The sequence below is a fragment of the Mesorhizobium sp. P2_A8 genome (genome assembly GCF_056404935.1).
Genome location: NZ_JBFUDB010000001.1, coordinates 162,370 through 179,185 on the forward strand (window position 1 = coordinate 162,370; position 16,816 = coordinate 179,185).

A 16,816-nucleotide genomic window follows, 5' to 3' on the forward strand; every position below is an offset into this window, starting at 1 on the left:
TAAAGTCAGCCGGGCTATTTGCTCCGCCCGAAAGGGTCGTTGCCATCGAGAAAACCGAGGTCGCGCTGCAGATGCGGCGACAGGTCCCTGATGTCGAGATGCGCCCTCTTTTTTATCGAGAACCAGCCGAATCCATCCGTCAGCCACGAAATCCAGCGGTGGTCCGGAGCGGGAGTGCACTTTTGCTGCGCCATGGTCATGATCGTCAACCTTCGCTATCCTGAAACCCCAATGACGGGTTGACACTGAATGTCGGTCTTGCCGGCCGCCTTTGCCAATCGAACATCGATCATGGCCCATAAGGAGGCCTTATGCCTGACCTCAGCTCGCGACAGGTTTCCCAGCTCCCCCCGCTGCAAGCGATCAGGGTGTTCGACGCGGTGGCACGGCATCTTTCCTTCACCAAGGCCGCCGAGGAACTGGCCATGACACAGGCAGCGGTGAGCTATCAGATCAAGGTGCTGGAAGAGCGCGTCGGCGCCGCGCTTTTCCTGCGCCGGCCGCGACAGATCGTGCTGACCGAGGCCGGACAGCGTCTCGCGCCGGCTGTCGGCGAGGCCTTCGCCATTCTCGGCCAGGCCTACGCCGCGGCGCGCGCCGGCGCCGACGGGTTGCTGTGCGTCACCACGGTGCTGACCTTTGCCTCGAACTGGCTGGCGCACCATCTGGGCTCGTTCCAGATCGCTCATCCCTCCCTTGCCGTGCGGCTGGAGACGTCGAGCCGGCTGACCGACTTCGCCCGCGAGGATGTCGATCTTGCCATCCGCTCGGGCGGCGGCAAATGGCCGGGTCTGGAAGCCTTCAAGCTGCTCGATGCCGATTTCACGCCGATGCTGAGCCCGAAGCTCGCGGCGAGCATCGGCGGCGTCAAAGAGCCGGCCGACCTCTTGCGGCTGCCGATCCTCGATCCCGGCGACATCTGGTGGACGGAGTGGTTTTCGGCCGCCGGCGTGCACTCGCACGACCTTGCCAAACGGCCTGGCAGCAGCATGGGAGCGCAGGCCTACGAGGCCAATGCGGCAATCGCCGGTCATGGCGTGGCGATCCTGACCAGGGCGCTGTTCAAGGCGGAACTGGCCGACGGGCGCCTGATCCAGCCTTTCGATCTGGTCGGTGACGATGGCCACGCCTATTGGCTGGTCTATCCGGAAGCGCGCCGCAACGTGCCGAAGATCCGCGCCTTCCGCGACTGGCTGCTGACCGAGATCGCCTGCTGACAGGCGAGCCCCTCCGGCAATCCATTCCTGCCGACCTCTGTCCTGCCGCCTGAACACCCGGCGGCCGGCGAGATTGTCTTGGCAATTTCCACGCACCCATTGTCCGTCGCCATCACCGATGTGCTGCGCTGCAGCATCGAATCCGGCTTGACATAATTAACGCCAAGTGAGTAATTGCTCATAGCCAAGGCAAATGCTCATCTTGGTTTATGGGAGGAATTTGATGAAACTTCGCACGCTCACCCTGGGCTTGTTGTCGGCCAGCGCTCTTGCGTTCGCCGCACATGCCGAATCCATCACCATCGCCACCGTCAACAATGGCGATATGGTCCGCATGCAAAAGCTGACGGAAGACTTCACCAAGGCTAACCCAGACATCCAGCTCAACTGGGTCACGCTCGAAGAGAACGTGCTGCGCGAGCGCGTCACCACCGACATCGCCACCAAGGGCGGCCAGTATGACGTGATGACAATCGGCACCTATGAAGTTCCGATCTGGGCCAAGCAGAGCTGGCTTTTGCCGCTCGACAAGCTCGGCGACGACTATGACGCCAAGGACATCATCCCGGCCATCGCCGGCGGTCTTTCGGTTGACGGCAAGCTCTATGCCGCGCCCTTCTACGGCGAAAGCTCCTTCGTCATGTACCGCAAGGACCTGATGGAAAAGGCCGGGCTGAAGATGCCCGACGCGCCGACCTGGGACTTCATCAAGCAGGCCGCCGATAAGATGACCGACCGCGCCAATGGCGTGAACGGCGTCTGCCTGCGCGGCAAGGCCGGCTGGGGCGAGAACATGGCGTTCCTGACCGCCATGTCGAACTCCTTCGGCGCACGCTGGTTCGACGAGAACTGGAAGCCGCAGTTCGACCAGCCTGAATGGAAGAACACACTGCAGTTCTATGTCGACCTGATGAAGGCCGACGGCCCCGAGGGTGCATCGTCCAACGGCTTCAACGAAAACCTGGCGCTGTTCCAGCAGGGCAAGTGCGGCATGTGGATCGACGCCACCGTCGCCGCCTCCTTCGTCTCTGACCCGAAGGCCTCCACCGTCGCCGACAAGGTCGGTTATGCTCTCGCTCCCGACAATGGCCTGGGCAAGCGCGGCAACTGGCTGTGGGCGTGGTCGCTGGCCATTCCCGCCGGCACGCAGAAGGCTGACGCGGCACAGAAGTTCGTGTCCTGGGCAACCAGCAAGCACTACGCTGAACTGGTCGCTTCGAAAGAAGGCTGGGCCAACGTTCCTCCGGGCACGCGCTCCTCGCTCTACGCCAATGCCGAGTACCAGAAGGCCGCTCCGTTCGCCAAGATGACGCTGGACTCGATCAACGCCGCCGACCCGACGCATCCGACCGTCAAGCCGGTGCCCTATGTCGGTGTCCAGTTCGTCGCCATCCCTGAGTTCCAGGGGCTTGGCACCACTGTCGGCCAGCTCTTCTCGGCGGCTCTTGCCGGCCAGTCGAGCGTCGACGACGCCTTGAAGCAGGCACAGGACGCCGCCACCGCAACGATGACCGAAGGTGGTTATATCAAGTAAGGCTCCTCCCGGTGCCGAATGCCGGTCGCCTTCCTGACCGGCAACGGCCGCCCGAGTCCCAGTTCGGGCGGCCGCCTTTAACGCCTCTGAAAATTCAGTCTGACCATTGAAGGGTGACCGTCATGGCTACTCAGCAGACCCGTTCGCTTGCCCGTTTCATGATGGCGCCATCTGTCGTCCTGCTGCTGGTCTGGATGGTTATTCCACTGGCGCTCACGCTGTGGTTCTCATTCCAGCAGTACAACCCGCTCAATCCTATCCGCGACGGGTTCGTCGGCTTCTCGAACTACGCGCTGTTCTATTCCAACCCGGCATTCCTGCAATCGATCCTCAACACCCTCACCCTTGTGGTCAGTGTGCTTCTGATCACGGTGATCGGCGGCATCCTGCTGGCGCTGCTGATCGATCAGCCGATGTGGGGACAAGGCATCGTCCGCATCCTCGTCATCTCGCCGTTCTTCGTCATGCCGCCGGTGGCAGCATTGGTCTGGAAGAACATGATCATGCACCCGCAATACGGGGTCTTTGCCGACATCGCGCGCTTCTTCGGCGCCCAGCCGATCGACTGGTTCGGGCAGCATCCGATGCTGGCGATCATCATCATCGTCGCCTGGCAATGGCTGCCTTTCGCGACGCTCATCCTGCTGACGGCCCTGCAGTCGCTCGATGGTGAGCAGAAAGAGGCGGCCGAGATGGACGGCGCCGGCTTCATCAGCCGCTTCATCTATCTGACGCTGCCGCACATGTCGCGCGCCATCACCGTCGTCATCCTGATCCAGACGATCTTCCTTTTGTCGGTCTATGCCGAGATCCTCGTCACCACCAACGGTGGCCCTGGATACGCCTCCACCAACCTGCCCTTCCTCGTCTACCAGAAGGCCTTGCTGGAGTTCAAAATCGGCCAGGCATCCGCCGGCGGCATCATCGCTGTCATTCTCGCCAACATCGTTGCCTTCTTCGCCATGCGCGCCGTCGGCAAGAACCTGGACAAGTAAGGGAGGATACGATGGCACGCTCAGTCACCACCCAGCACAAGACAATCGCGACCGTTGCCGCCTGGATCGTCGCGCTGCTGATCTTCTTCCCGATCCTCTATACGATCATCACCTCGTTCAAGTCGGAGCAGGAAGCCATCCAGGGCTTCAACCTGATCCCGTCCGGGACGTTCGAGAGCTACACCGAGGTTCAGGCGCAGAGCGGCTACTTCAAGTTCTTCCTGAATTCGGTGCTGCTCTCGGTCGGTTCGACGATCCTGGCCTTGCTGGTTGCCATACCGGCTGCATGGTCGATGGCGTTCTCGCCGACCAAGCGGACCAAGGACATCCTGATGTGGATGCTCTCCACCAAGATGATGCCGGCGGTCGCCGTGCTGTTCCCGATCTACCTGATCTTCCGCAACCTCGGGCTGCTCGACAGCCGCATCGGTCTGATGGTCATGCTGATGCTGATCAACCTGCCGATCGTGGTGTGGATGCTCTACACTTATTTCCGCGAAATCCCGGGCGAGATCCTGGAAGCAGCACGCATGGACGGCGCATCGCTGTGGAACGAGATCGTTTATGTGCTGACGCCGATGGCGGTGCCGGGCATCGCCTCGACCATGCTCTTGAACATCATCCTGGCCTGGAACGAAGCGTTCTGGACGATCCGGCTGACCACCACCGAGGCAGCACCGCTCACCGCCTTCATCAGTTCCTTCTCCAGCCCGCAAGGCCTGTTCTGGGCCAAGCTTTCGGCTGCCTCGACACTGGCCATCGCGCCGATCCTGATCATGGGCTGGTTCAGCCAGAAGCAGCTGGTGCGCGGCCTGACATTTGGTGCGGTCAAGTAACGGAAATTGCCTGAAACAATCGGCAGACATAACCCCTCGGGGAGGAAACCATGGGAAACATCACGCTCAAGAACGTCTCCAAATCCTTTGGATCGACGTCCATCATCCCCGGCCTCGACCTGGTGATCGAAAATGGCGAGTTCGTCGTCTTCGTCGGCCCGTCCGGTTGCGGCAAGTCAACGCTGCTGCGGCTGATCGCCGGACTGGAGGACACCAGCGGCGGCACCATCAACATCGATGGCCGTGATGTCACCGGTGAAGCGCCGGCCAAACGCAAGCTCGCCATGGTGTTCCAGTCCTACGCGCTCTACCCGCATATGACGGTGGCCAAGAACATCGCCTTCCCGCTGAAGATGGCGGGCGAGGATCAGGCGACCATCGACAGGAAGGTGAAGGACGCCGCGCGCGTCCTGAACCTGACCAACTATCTCGAACGCCGGCCCGGCCAGCTCTCCGGCGGCCAGCGCCAGCGTGTCGCCATCGGCCGCGCCATCGTGCGCCAGCCCTCGGCCTTCCTGTTCGACGAACCGCTGTCCAACCTCGATGCCGCGTTGCGCGGCACCATGCGACTGGAGATCAGCGAGCTGCATCATCAGCTCAAGACGACGATGATCTACGTCACCCACGACCAGGTCGAAGCCATGACCATGGCCGACAAGATCGTCGTATTGAACGCCGGCAACATCGAGCAGGTCGGCTCGCCGATGGAACTCTACAAGACGCCGAAGAACCTGTTTGTCGCCGGCTTCATCGGCTCGCCGAAGATGAACCTGATCGAAGGCGCACCCGCTGCCAAACACAGCGCCAAGACCATCGGCATCCGCCCCGAGCATATGGAGATCTCGACCACGGCCGGTGAATGGAAAGCCACCGTCGGCGTTGCCGAACATCTCGGCTCCGACACGTTCCTGCATGTCCAGGCCGATGGCGTCGGTCCGCTGACCGTGCGCGCCGACGGCGAACTCGCCGTCCGCCACGGCGATACCATCTACCTGACGCCCGACAAGGCCAAGCTGCATCGCTTCGGCGCCGACGGGAAGGCAATGTGAGCATGCGCTTGACCGGCAAATCCGCGCTGATCACGGGCTCGGCCCGTGGTATCGGCAGAGCCTTCGCCGAAGCCTATGCAAGCGAAGGCGCCACCGTTGCCATCGCCGATATCAATCTCGAGGCCGCGCAGAAGACAGCCGCCGAGATCGGCGGGAAGGCCTATGCGGTCAAGCTCGACGTCACCGACCTCGCCTCCATCGAGGCGGCGGTGAAAGCCGTCGAGACGAAGACCGGTGGCCTCGATATCCTGATCAACAACGCCGCTCTGTTCGATCTGGCACCGATCGTCGAGATCACCAAGGCAAGCTACGACAAACTGTTTTCGGTCAATGTCGCCGGCACGCTGTTCATGCTGCAGGCCGCCGCCCGCTCGATGATCGCGCGGGGCAAGGGGGGCAGGATCATCAACATGGCGAGCCAGGCCGGACGGCGCGGCGAGGCGCTCGTCGGCGTCTATTGCGCCACCAAGGCCGCCGTCATCTCGCTGACCCAGTCGGCGGGCCTCGATCTGATCAAGCACGGCATCAACGTCAACGCGATTGCCCCTGGTGTCGTCGACGGCGAGCACTGGGATCACGTCGATTCGCTGTTCGCCAAATACGAAAACCGGCCGAAGGGCGAGAAGAAGAAATTGGTTGGCGAGGCGGTGCCGTATGGCCGCATGGGAACGGCGCAGGATCTTACGGGCATGGCGGTCTTTCTCGCCAGCAGCGACGCGGACTACATCATCGCCCAGACCTACAACGTCGATGGCGGCCAGTGGATGAGTTGAGGCGGGGAACGGCCTCTTCTCCTCGTCCCTCCGCGGGGAGAAGAGGCCGACATCAGAGGCCGCATCGACCTCGGAAGATGTGCCGCCCCTTGCCCTCCCCGTTACGGGGAGAGGGGAAGTAACGAAGGCCGAAGCCCGGCCAAAGGGTAATACAGATGACCGTGAAACTCTCGTCTTCAAACCTCTCCAGTCTACCCGCCAAGGTCGCCGGTCCGAAGTATGACCGCGCGGCACTCAAACCCGGCATCGTGCATTTCGGCGTCGGCAATTTCCACCGCTCGCACCAGGCCGTCTATCTCGACGACCTGTTCAATTCGGGCATCGGCCATGACTGGGCGCTGGTCGGCGCCGGCGTGTTCGAAGGCGAGAAGATCGGCCGCGGCAAGCTGGAAGAGCAGGACTGGCTGACCACTGTCGTCGAGCAGGACAGCGGCCATATGAGCGCCCGCGTCACCGGCGCGATGATCGACTTCCTGATGCCGGGCGATGCGACAGGCATCATCGAACGGCTTGCCGACCCGGCCATCAAGATCGTTTCGCTGACCATCACCGAAGGTGGCTACTTCATCGACCCGGCCTCCGGCGTCTTCAATCCGACCCATCCCGACATCGTCGCTGACGCACAAGCAGGCGCGACGCCAAAAACGGTGTTCGGCATCATTCTCGCCGGGTTGGTCCGCCGCCGTGACGAGGGCACCGTGCCGTTCACCGTCATGTCGTGCGACAACATTCCTCACAATGGCCATGTGACCTCAGACGGCGTCATCGGCCTTGCCCGGCTGATCGACGAGGATCTGGCAAACTGGGTGAGTGAGCATGTCGCTTTTCCAAACGGCATGGTCGATCGCATCACCCCAGCCACCACGGACCGCGAGCGCGGCATTCTGGCCAGCGATTTCGGGCTGGAGGACAACTGGCCGGTGTTTTGCGAACCGTTCCGGCAATGGGTGCTGGAAGACCATTTCACGGACGGCCGTCCGCCGCTGGAAAAGGTCGGCGTGCAGTTCGTCAAAGACGTTGCCCCTTATGAATTGATGAAGATCCGCATCCTCAATGGCGGCCATGCCACGATCGCCTATCCGGCCGGTCTCATGGACATCCATTTCGTGCATGAGGCGATGCAGGAACCCCTGGTCGCCGGCTTTCTGGCGAAACTCGAGCATGACGAGATCATTCCGACCGTGCCGCCGGTGCCGGACACGGATCTGGAGGAATACTACCAGCTCATCGAGAGCCGCTTCTCCAATCCCAAGATCGGCGACACGGTGCGACGGCTCTGCCTCGACGGCTCCAACCGCCAGCCGAAATTCATCATACCGACCATCGCCGACCGGCTGAAGGCCGGAAAGGGCGTCGCCGGCCTGGCGCTGGAATCGGCCCTTTGGTGCCGCTACTGCTTCGGCACGACCGACAGCGGCGCCGTCATCGAACCCAACGACCCGAGCTGGGATCGGCTGCAGGCGACGGCAAAAGCGGCAAAGGACGCGCCCGCCGCGTGGCTTGCCATGGAGGACATCTACGGCGATGTCGGCCGCGCCACGGCGTTTGTCGAGGCCTTTGCCCATGCGCTCAACGTGCTGTGGGCGAACGGCACGCGCGCCACGCTGACGCGCTATCTCGCCGGCAAGCTCTGACCCATTCGACGCGATGACGCCGGAACTGGTCATCTTCGACTGCGACGGCGTACTGGTCGACAGTGAAGCGCTTTCCGTATCGGCACTGCTTGCCATGATCAGGCTTGCCGGTGGCAGCATCGCCGAGGACGTCGCCTACGAGCATTTCCTCGGCAAGAGCATGAAAAGCGTGCGCGAGATCCTCACCCGCGACTTCGCGCTTGATATCACCGACAGCCAGCTGACCGACATGCGCGTCGAGCTGATGCGCAAATTCCGCGAGGAGTTGAAGCCGATTCCCGGTGTCAAGGAGATGCTGCCGAGGCTCGGACTGCCGTTCTGTGTCGCGTCCTCGGGCACGCTCGACCGCATCCGCTACGCCCTCGACGTCACCGGATTGCTTGGGCTGATGGAGCCGCATCTGTTCAGCGCCGCCATGGTGAAAAAGGGAAAGCCCGCGCCGGACCTGTTCCTCCATGCCGCCGCCAGCATGCGGGCCCATCCGCGCAAATGCCTCGTCGTCGAGGACAGCCCGGCCGGCATCTCGGCTGCGCGGGCGGCGGGTATGCGTGTCCTTGCCTTCACCGGCGGCTCGCATGCCGGCAACCCGACCTTGAAAGCGCGGCTTGCGTCGAGTGAACCGGACTTTATATTCGCTGACATGCTGCAATTGCCCGATCTGATTGCAGGCCTGGGAGCGAGAGTAAGAGCATCTTGACGAAACAGTTCGTTTGCGCGGTCGATGTCGGCACCGGGAGCGCTCGTGCGGGCATTCTCGACACCAGGGGCAGCTTGCTTGGCCGCGCCGAGCGGCCGATCGCCATGAACCAGCCGAAGCCCGATCACGCCGAGCATGATTCGCGCGATATCTGGTCGGCTGTCTGCACCGCCGTGCGGGCCGCGCGGGAGAAAGCCGGCGTCGCCGCCGAGGATGTCGTCGGCATCTCCTTCGACGCCACCTGTTCGCTGGTCGTGCGCGACCGGCAAGGCGGCCAGCTCAGCGTCTCGGCGTCAGGCGACAGGCGCTGGGACACCATTGTCTGGCTCGACCACCGCGCCATCGCCGAGGCCGACGAATGCACGGCAAGCGGCCACGCCGTGCTCGACTATGTCGGCGGCGTCATGTCACCGGAAATGGAGACGCCGAAGCTGATGTGGCTGAAGCGGAACCTGCCCAAAAGCTGGAATGAAGCCGGCTATCTATTCGACCTGACTGACTTCCTGGCCTGGCAGGCGACAGGTTCGCTGGCCCGTTCGCAATGCACGCTGACCGCCAAATGGACCTATCTGGCGCATGAGGAGACTGGTTGGCGGCGCGACTTCTTCGAGCTCGTCGGCCTCGACGATCTTTTCGAGCATGGAAACCTGCCGGAGAGGGCCAGCCCGGTCGGCACCGATATTGGCCCGCTGACGGCGCAAGCGGCGGCAGAGCTTGGCCTGAGCGAGAAATGCCGGGTCGGCGCCGGCGTCATCGATGCCTATGCCGGCGCGCTTGGCGTGCTCGGCGGTTTTGCAGGCAACGAACAGGACATCGGCCGGCACCTGGCGCTGATCGCCGGCACGTCGAGCTGCGTCATGGCGATGTCGCCGGATCCACAGCCCTTCGCCGGCGTCTGGGGTCCGTATTACGGCGCCGCCCTGCCGAAGCTGTGGCTATCGGAAGGTGGTCAATCCGCCACCGGCGCGCTGCTCGACCATATCATCCGCTGGCACGGCGCCGGCGGCGAGCCGGATGCCGCCATGCATGCGAAGATCGCCAGGCGTGTCGCCGAGCTGCGCACCGCAGAAGGTGAGGCGCTCGCGGCAAGGCTGCATGTGCTGCCTGACTTCCATGGCAACCGTTCGCCGCTTGCCGATCCACATGCCGTCGGCGTGGTCAGCGGGCTGACGCTGGACTCCTCCTTCGACAGCCTGTGCAAGCTCTACTGGCGCACCGCCGTCGGCATCGCGCTCGGCGTACGCCATGTGCTGGAGGCGCTGAACGAGAATGGCTATCTCATCGACACGCTGCATGTCACCGGTGGCCACACCAAGAACCCGCTGTTGATGGATCTCTATGCCGACGCCACCGGCTGCACGGTGATCGAGCCGCTGGCCGACGAGGCGGTACTGCTCGGCACCGGCATGGTAGCAGCCACCGCCGCCGGGCTTTTCCCCGATCTCAACGCCGCCTGTCTTGCCATGCAGCAAGGCGGCAGGACGCGCGCGTCGAACCCGAAATCGGCGGGGCGTTTCGACCGCGATTACCGGGTTTTCCTCGAGATGCACCGGCAGCGGCAAATGCTGGACGCGATCCGGTAGGGCAGGCCTATTGTCTCAGCAGAGACACGCCGGATTTGGCATCGAACAGATGAATGCTCGTTTCGTCGACCCTGTAGCGGACATGGCTGTTGACGGCAGGACATTCGCGAGTCGGAACCAGAGCGCTGATTTCCTTGCCGCCCGAACCGAAGATCACCAGCGCATCGTTGCCATGAAACTCGATCAGATCGGCTCTGCCCTCCAGCAGACCCTGGCCGGCATCAGGACCCGCGGTCTTCAAATCGGGAGGACGGATTCCCAGCACCGCGCGCTCGACGCCTCGCAGATCGAAGCGGGACCCTTCGATGGAAAAGACCGCTCCGGCACTTGTCAGCGTCCAGCGGTTTTCCGTCCGCCCGACGGCCACGTCGAGGAAGTTCATGTTCGGCGTTCCAATGAATCCAGCGACAAAAAGATTGCCTGGCCGCTCGTAGATTTCCGCGGGTGAGCCGATCTGCTCGATCTTGCCGTCCCGCAGCAGCACGATCCGGTCGGCGAGCGTCATCGCCTCCAACTGGTCGTGGGTGACGTAGACGGTGGTCGTCTTCAACGACTGATGCAGCCGGGCGATCTCGACGCGCATATGGTTGCGCAGCTTGGCATCGAGATTGGACAGCGGCTCGTCGAACAGGAAGACCTTCGGCGTCTTGATCATGGCCCGGGCGATCGCCACGCGCTGCTGCTGGCCGCCGGACAGTTCGGCCGGCTTGCGGCCGAGATAGGGATCGAGCCCCAGCGTCTTCGACACCGCCTCGACGCGCTGTTGTATCTCGGCCTTCGCCACCTTCTGGCGCTTCAGGCCGAAGGCGATGTTGTCGAAGATCGTCATGTGCGGATAGAGCGCATAGTTCTGGAACACCATGGCAATGCCGCGATCACCCGGGTCGAGGTCGTTGACCACCTTGCCGCCGATAGAGACCTCACCGCCGCTGATGTCCTCAAGCCCAGCCAGCATGCGCAGCAAGGTCGACTTGCCGCAGCCGGAAGGGCCGAGGAACACGACGAACTCGTGTTCCTCGATGCTCAGGTTGAGGTCACGAATGACGGTGGTGGCGCCATAGGATTTCTCGACATGGGAGCAGGTGATCGCGGACATGGTCATCCCTTCTCGTCGGAAATCAGGATCTGCAGCTTCACGTCTTCCGGGTGTGCCGACGCCGCGCGCTCGAATGCCTCGATGCTGTCGCTAAAGGGGTATGTGCCGGTGATCAGCGGGTTGAGGTCCACCTTGCCGGATGCGATCATTTGCAAGGCTCGGTCGAAGATGTTGGCGTAGCGGAATACCGTCTCGATGCGCACTTCCTTGGAGATGGCCGCCGGCACGTTGAGCGCCACCGGCTCCACCGGCAGCCCGACAAGGACGACCGCACCGCCGGGGCGCACGACATCGAACAGGTTGGCGAATGCCTTCGGGCTGCCGCTGGCCTCGAAGACGAGGTCGGCTCCCCAATTGTCGGTCGCTGCGGCAACCGCATCGGCCAGTGACTGCTCGCCGATGTTGACCGGGACGATGCCCGGATAGCGCGCTGCGATCTCCAGCTTGGGGGCGGAAAAGTCGGAAATCAGCACCTTCGAGCAACCGCCGGCAAGGGCGGCCAGCGCGATCATGATGCCGATCGGGCCGCAGCCGACGACGACCGCGACGTCGCCCGGAACGATGCGGGCGCGGGCCGCGGCCTGCATGCCGATGGCAAAGGGTTCGACCATCGCCCCTTCGGCGAAGGAGACATTGTCCGGCAGCCTGTAGGTGAACGCTGCCGGATGGACGGCTTGAGGCGCCAGAATGCCATGCACCGGCGGTGTCGCCCAGAAAGTGACGTCCGGGTCGACATTGTAGATGCCGAGCTTTGTCGCCCGCGACGACAGGTTCGGCACGCCCGGCTCCATGCAGACGCGGTCGCCGATTTTCAGTGTCCTGACATTGGCGCCGACCTCGACGATCGTCCCCGAGGCTTCATGGCCAAGCACCATCGGCGCGCGCACGACGTAGCTGCCGATGGCGCCATGGGTGTAATAGTGCACGTCGCTGCCGCAGACGCCGACCGTGTGAATGGCGATCCTGACATCGTCCGGCCCGACATCGAGCGGCAGCGCAATCTCGCGCAGGGCCAGCTCGCCCTTTTTCTCAAGCACCAGTGCCCGCATCGTGTCGTCCTCGCTTCAAGTCTTTTTTTGCCGGAAAACGGAATTCAGGAAGCCGCTGAGAACGCCGAGGAACAGCAATGGCGGCAGCGACAAAAGCACGACCGAAGCGTTCAGGATTCCCCACGGCACGTTCATGCCTTGCTGGGACAGTTCCGAGGCGACGATCGGCAAGGTCTTGGCGTTGGAGCTGGACAGCATCAGCGCGATCAGGAACTCGTTCCACACCAGCACGAAGCTGAAGGCGACCGCCCCGATCAGCGAACGGGCCGCGACCGGCAGCGCGATCCGCCAGAACACCGAATAGGCGCCGTAGCCGTCGACGAAGGCGGCTTCCTCGACCTCCTTCGGCACGCTCTGGAAAGCGGGGATGGCCAGCCACATGATCACCGAGATGGTGAGCAGCGAATAGGTGACGATCAGTGCCGCCAGCGTATCGTAGAGCCCGAGCTGCAGCCAGATCACCATCAGCGGAATGGCCACCGCCACCGGCGGCAGGAAGCGCAGCGACAGCACGAAGAACTGGATGTCGCCTGCCCAGCGGTTGGGATAGCGGGCGACCGAATAGGCGGCAGGCAGGCCGAGCACCACGCCGATCAGCACCGCGACGCCACAGGCGATGACCGAGTTGTAGAGGCCGGTCATGACGCTGTCGCGGCCGATGATGTAGCTGATGTTGGCAAGTGTCGGCGTGAACACCAGACGCGGAACGCGGGTGATGATGTCGACATTGTTCTTCAGCGAATTGAGCGCCGTCCACAGCAGCGGAAACACCGCCATGAAGCCGGCAAATGCCAGTACGGCCTTGCCGATCAGGCGGCCGGGTCTCATGCCTGCACCCGCTTCCACAGCATGGTGAAGGTGATGACGGTGGCGATCATCATCAACACGGCCATCGCCGAGGCATAGGACACCTTGCCGGACTCGATGAAGCCTTGTGAAAACGCATACATGTCGAGCGTTTCGGTCGCCACGCCCGGACCGCCACGGGTCATCACATAGATCAGGTCGAAGGAGCGCAGCGACTCGATCATCTTGACGAACATCAGGCTGACCAGCGGCGCCTTCAGCATCGGCAAGGTAACATAGGCGTGGATCTGCCAGCGCTTGGCATGGTCGAGCCGCGCCGCCTCGATCGGCTGTGGCGGCAGCGTTTCCAGGAGCTTCAGCACGATGACGGCGAAGAACAGGCCCCACTGCCAGACATCGACCGAGGCGACGGCAAACAACGCCGTCGCCGGCTTGGACAGCGGGTCGAGGATCAGCCCGCCGGTCAGCAGCCGATAGGGGTAGGTGGCGATGCCGTAGAGCGGATGGTAGGCGAACTTCCAGACGAAGGCCGCCGAGACACGCGGCAGCAGGACCGGGATGATGAACAGCAGGCAATAGATGTTGCGCAGGCGCGGCGACGCGACCTCGAACATCAGCACACCCAACCCGATGGCCACGGCCATGGTCGCGACGACGGTGACGATCTCCCATTTCACCGACACCCAGACGGCATTGAGAAAGCGGCGGTCGAAGAACAGGTCATAGAAATTCGAGAACCAGACATAGGAATAGGTCGTGGAACTCAGCTCGCGGTTCTGCAGGGCGATGACGATCGCGTAGAGCGTCGGCACCATCGACAGGATCAAAAGAATGACGAGCGTCGGCACGATGAAGGTTACCGGCAAGGATGAGCGTCGCGCCATCGGTCAGGCCTCGCTGCGTCTCGAATGTTTGGACATGGCTGAACTCCCGCACGGAGATGCTTCAAGCGGCGGCAGGCCTTCCTGCGACGCACAGGTCCCGGCATTCGCTCGAATGCCGCGGGCCGTGCGCCGCAAGAGGGAGGTTGCTACTTCTTCACCAACTCGTTGGCGTAGGCTTCAAGTTCATTGAGGCCACCCTTGATGTCGGTGCGGGTGCCGGTGACCAGTTCCTCGAGGATGATGCCCCAGCGGTCGCCGAGGTCCGGCCAGCGCGGATCCTGCCAGAAGTTGACCGCCGTGACCTTGCCTGTGTCGGCCAGTGCCTGGCCGAGATCGGCGCCGTAGATATCGGCGAATTCCTTGCTGGACAGGATGCTGGTGCGGTTCAACTCACCGAACTGGTGGGCATCGAGCCGGCGCTTCTCGTTTTCCTTCGATGTTGCCCAGGCGATGAACAGGCCGGCGCATTTCTTCGAGGCGTCGTCGGCATTGGCCTTCGCGGCGATGGCAAGGCCGTGGCCGTAGCCACCACCCGTGAGCGGCGCCGGCGGCGGCAGGAAGCCGATCTTGCCGACCACCTGCGAGGTCTTGGGATCGACCGCCATGCCCGATAGCGGCGTCGATTCGACGAGGATGGCGACCTGGCCCGACAGGAAGGCGCCGGTCGATTCATCCCAGCTGCCGGTCTGCGTGCCGGGTGCCGAATCCTTGAACAGCTTCAGATAGGTCTCGGTCGCCTTGACGGCGGCGTCCGAATTGAAGGCCGGCTTGTCGCCGTCGAACCACTGGCCGCCATAGGCCTTGAAGAAGGGCATCCAACGCCAGACATTGGCGCCCGAACCGCGTGCGCCGCGCAAGGCAATGCCGTACATGCCCTTGTCCGGATTGGTCAGCTTCGGCACGTCGGCGATCAGCTCGTCCAGCGTCTTGGGTGGCTGGAGTCCGGCCGCCTCCAGGACATCCTTGCGGTAGACCATCAGGTCACCGCCGCCAGTCAGCGGCGCAAACCAGACCTTGCCGTCATAGGTCGCGACCTTCTGCCGGCCCGGGTCGAAATCGGCGTAGTCGTAGTCCGCCGGATAATAGTCGGTGAGCGGTACGATCCATTTCGACGACGCAAACAGGGCGACGTTGGCCTCGTCGACATAGTAGACATTGTAGTTGCCGACGGTGGACGCATCAGCGCGCGATTTTGCCCGGCGGTCATTCTCGTTCAGGTAGTCGATCTGGAAGCTGGCGCCGGCAAGCTTCTGGAACTCGTCCTTGGAGTCCTCCAGAAGCGTCAGCCCGTCGCGCGGCTGCGCCAGCACCTTTACCGGCGCCGAGCAGACCGGCGCCTGCGCCAGAGCAATGGTGGAAACGGCAGTGGAAAGCATAAAAGCTGCGCCAAGGCTGGCAGCAAGCCGGATTGGTTTCATGATCTTTTCTCCTCCAGGGACACTTCGCGGGAAGCCTAAGTCCTCGGGTTGCGCGATCCTCACCATCGCCCGAGTGACATGCCACCCATCGCCAAAATGCGGAGTTGCAGCGGGCCATGCTAGAAGCCCCGTTGCAGCAGACCTGTACTTTTATGCATTGTGCGTTGCAAAAACCGGCATCCGTTTACGGAGCCTGTCACATGAGTATCGATTGGGTTCGAAGCGGCGAGCTGTGGTGCGCTATGCGCGCAATGTCAGCCGCTGCCGAGACAGCCGGCGATAGGACGACGGCGTCATCCGATGCTTGCGCATGAAGGCCCGGTTGAAGTTCGAGATGTTCATGTAGCCGACCTGGAAACAGATGTCGGTGATCGGAATGTCGGTGTCCGCCAGCAACTTGCAGGCCTGCCAGAGCCTGAGCTTGGCAAGGTGATCGCTGAAGCTGTTGCCGGTGTTCTTCTGGAAGAAACGCGAGAATGTGCTCTCCGTCATTCCGGCGAGTTCCGCCACCTCCGGCAGCTTCAGGTCTTCGGCGAAATGCTGGAACAGGTAGGTCAGCGTGCGTTGGATGATGTCCAGCGAGGCGGCATCGAGTACCGGCGAAAAATCCGGCGACGACAGCAATTCGTATTCGTCGGTCCTCGCGAGAAGATCGACGAGGTGTAGGAACAGACAGAACCTGCTTAGCCCGCTAACCTCACCCATCCTCTCCATCAGTTCGGCGCCATCGCGTGCGGTCTGGCCATGAAAGACCATTCCGCGCAGCGATCGTTCCAGGAACGGTTCCAGTTCGCGCAGTTCCGGCAGCAGGCCTGCCGATCCGCGCAGCCTCTGCGCATCGAATTGCAGGACAATGTCGCGGCCTTCGATCAGTTCGCCTGGCTGCACCGCGGTGACCCAATCGTGCGGCAGGCCACCACCGACGATTGAGAGGTAGCCCGGCGCGAATTCGCCGATGTGATCGCCGACCAGCGCCACGCCGGAGGATTTTCGCAGCAGGTGGATCTCGTACTCGGGATGGAAGTTCCAGACATTGCGCTCCCATGGGTAGTCGTCGAGCCGCCACAAGAAACTGTCGCTCACCTCGGTGACAATGTGTTCGAAGGACGGCGCCGTCCGCGGGATTGCAGCCGTGTTTTTTCTGCGCCTGAATTGCATCCTGTCTCCTGGAAAAACGTGGGATCTGTCATGCGCGTTGTCGTCCGGACAATCCGTAGCAGCCCATTGGCCTGATGTGAAATGGA

The 16,816-nt window shown here is 62.7% G+C and carries 16 protein-coding genes; 9 read left to right on the top strand and 7 right to left on the bottom strand.

Annotated features, from left to right (window positions below; translation table 11 throughout):
- Positions 1 to 14 precede the first annotated feature (14 nt).
- Positions 15 to 200, bottom strand: coding sequence for a hypothetical protein (locus tag AC1D10_RS00810; protein WP_379105195.1), 186 nt, complete (start codon positions 198 to 200; stop codon positions 15 to 17).
- 111 nt (positions 201 to 311) lie between these two features.
- Between AC1D10_RS00810 and gcvA the strand changes: the two genes are divergently transcribed.
- The 9 genes from gcvA (at position 312) to AC1D10_RS00855 (ending at position 10,318) form a co-directional block, all read left to right on the top strand.
- Positions 312 to 1,217 carry a transcriptional regulator GcvA gene (gene gcvA, locus AC1D10_RS00815; RefSeq protein WP_477268240.1) on the top strand — a complete coding sequence of 302 codons (906 nt, stop codon included), beginning with the start codon at positions 312 to 314 and terminating at the stop codon, positions 1,215 to 1,217.
- Positions 1,218 to 1,440: 223 nt separating this feature from the next.
- Entirely contained in the window at positions 1,441 to 2,751 is a 1,311-nt protein-coding gene (locus AC1D10_RS00820; protein WP_477268242.1) for an ABC transporter substrate-binding protein, read from the top strand.
- Positions 2,752 to 2,873: 122 nt separating this feature from the next.
- Positions 2,874 to 3,746 carry a carbohydrate ABC transporter permease gene (locus tag AC1D10_RS00825; protein ID WP_379104930.1) on the top strand — a complete coding sequence of 291 codons (873 nt, stop codon included), beginning with the start codon at positions 2,874 to 2,876 and terminating at the stop codon, positions 3,744 to 3,746.
- Positions 3,747 to 3,757: 11 nt separating this feature from the next.
- Entirely contained in the window at positions 3,758 to 4,582 is an 825-nt protein-coding gene (locus tag AC1D10_RS00830; protein ID WP_477268244.1) for a carbohydrate ABC transporter permease, read from the top strand.
- 50 nt (positions 4,583 to 4,632) lie between these two features.
- Positions 4,633 to 5,631, top strand: coding sequence for an ABC transporter ATP-binding protein (locus AC1D10_RS00835; RefSeq protein WP_477268246.1), 999 nt, complete (start codon positions 4,633 to 4,635; stop codon positions 5,629 to 5,631).
- A gap of 2 nt (positions 5,632 to 5,633) precedes the next feature.
- A complete protein-coding gene (locus AC1D10_RS00840; RefSeq protein WP_477269788.1) occupies positions 5,634 to 6,404 on the top strand; it encodes an L-iditol 2-dehydrogenase in 771 nt (256 codons plus the stop codon).
- A 155-nt stretch (positions 6,405 to 6,559) separates the two neighbouring features.
- Positions 6,560 to 8,038: a mannitol dehydrogenase family protein gene (locus AC1D10_RS00845; protein WP_477268248.1), complete on the top strand. Its 1,479-nt coding sequence runs from the start codon at positions 6,560 to 6,562 to the stop codon at positions 8,036 to 8,038.
- Positions 8,039 to 8,051: 13 nt separating this feature from the next.
- A complete protein-coding gene (locus AC1D10_RS00850; RefSeq protein ID WP_477268250.1) occupies positions 8,052 to 8,735 on the top strand; it encodes an HAD family hydrolase in 684 nt (227 codons plus the stop codon).
- Positions 8,732 to 10,318, top strand: a complete 1,587-nt coding sequence (locus AC1D10_RS00855) for an FGGY-family carbohydrate kinase (RefSeq protein ID WP_477268252.1) — start codon at positions 8,732 to 8,734, stop codon at positions 10,316 to 10,318. The genes AC1D10_RS00850 and AC1D10_RS00855 overlap by 4 nt, the downstream gene beginning before the upstream one ends.
- 7 nt (positions 10,319 to 10,325) lie before the next feature.
- Here AC1D10_RS00855 and AC1D10_RS00860 read toward each other — a convergent pair whose 3' ends face one another.
- The 6 genes from AC1D10_RS00860 to AC1D10_RS00885 form a co-directional block, all read right to left on the bottom strand.
- Positions 10,326 to 11,414 (bottom strand): ABC transporter ATP-binding protein, encoded by a 1,089-nt coding sequence (locus AC1D10_RS00860; protein WP_477268254.1) that lies wholly within the window; start codon positions 11,412 to 11,414, stop codon positions 10,326 to 10,328.
- A gap of 2 nt (positions 11,415 to 11,416) precedes the next feature.
- Complete coding sequence (locus tag AC1D10_RS00865; protein ID WP_477268256.1) at positions 11,417 to 12,463, bottom strand: NAD(P)-dependent alcohol dehydrogenase; 1,047 nt, start codon at positions 12,461 to 12,463, stop codon at positions 11,417 to 11,419.
- A gap of 15 nt (positions 12,464 to 12,478) precedes the next feature.
- Positions 12,479 to 13,291 (bottom strand): carbohydrate ABC transporter permease, encoded by an 813-nt coding sequence (locus AC1D10_RS00870; RefSeq protein ID WP_477268258.1) that lies wholly within the window; start codon positions 13,289 to 13,291, stop codon positions 12,479 to 12,481.
- Positions 13,288 to 14,154, bottom strand: coding sequence for a carbohydrate ABC transporter permease (locus AC1D10_RS00875; RefSeq protein ID WP_477268260.1), 867 nt, complete (start codon positions 14,152 to 14,154; stop codon positions 13,288 to 13,290). Before AC1D10_RS00875 ends, AC1D10_RS00870 begins: the two co-directional genes overlap by 4 nt.
- 146 nt (positions 14,155 to 14,300) lie before the next feature.
- Complete coding sequence (locus AC1D10_RS00880; protein ID WP_477268262.1) at positions 14,301 to 15,572, bottom strand: ABC transporter substrate-binding protein; 1,272 nt, start codon at positions 15,570 to 15,572, stop codon at positions 14,301 to 14,303.
- A gap of 240 nt (positions 15,573 to 15,812) precedes the next feature.
- The gene (locus AC1D10_RS00885; RefSeq protein ID WP_477268264.1) at positions 15,813 to 16,730 is read right to left on the bottom strand and encodes an AraC family transcriptional regulator; all 918 of its coding nucleotides are present in this window, start codon (positions 16,728 to 16,730) and stop codon (positions 15,813 to 15,815) included.
- Positions 16,731 to 16,816: the final 86 nt, after the last annotated feature.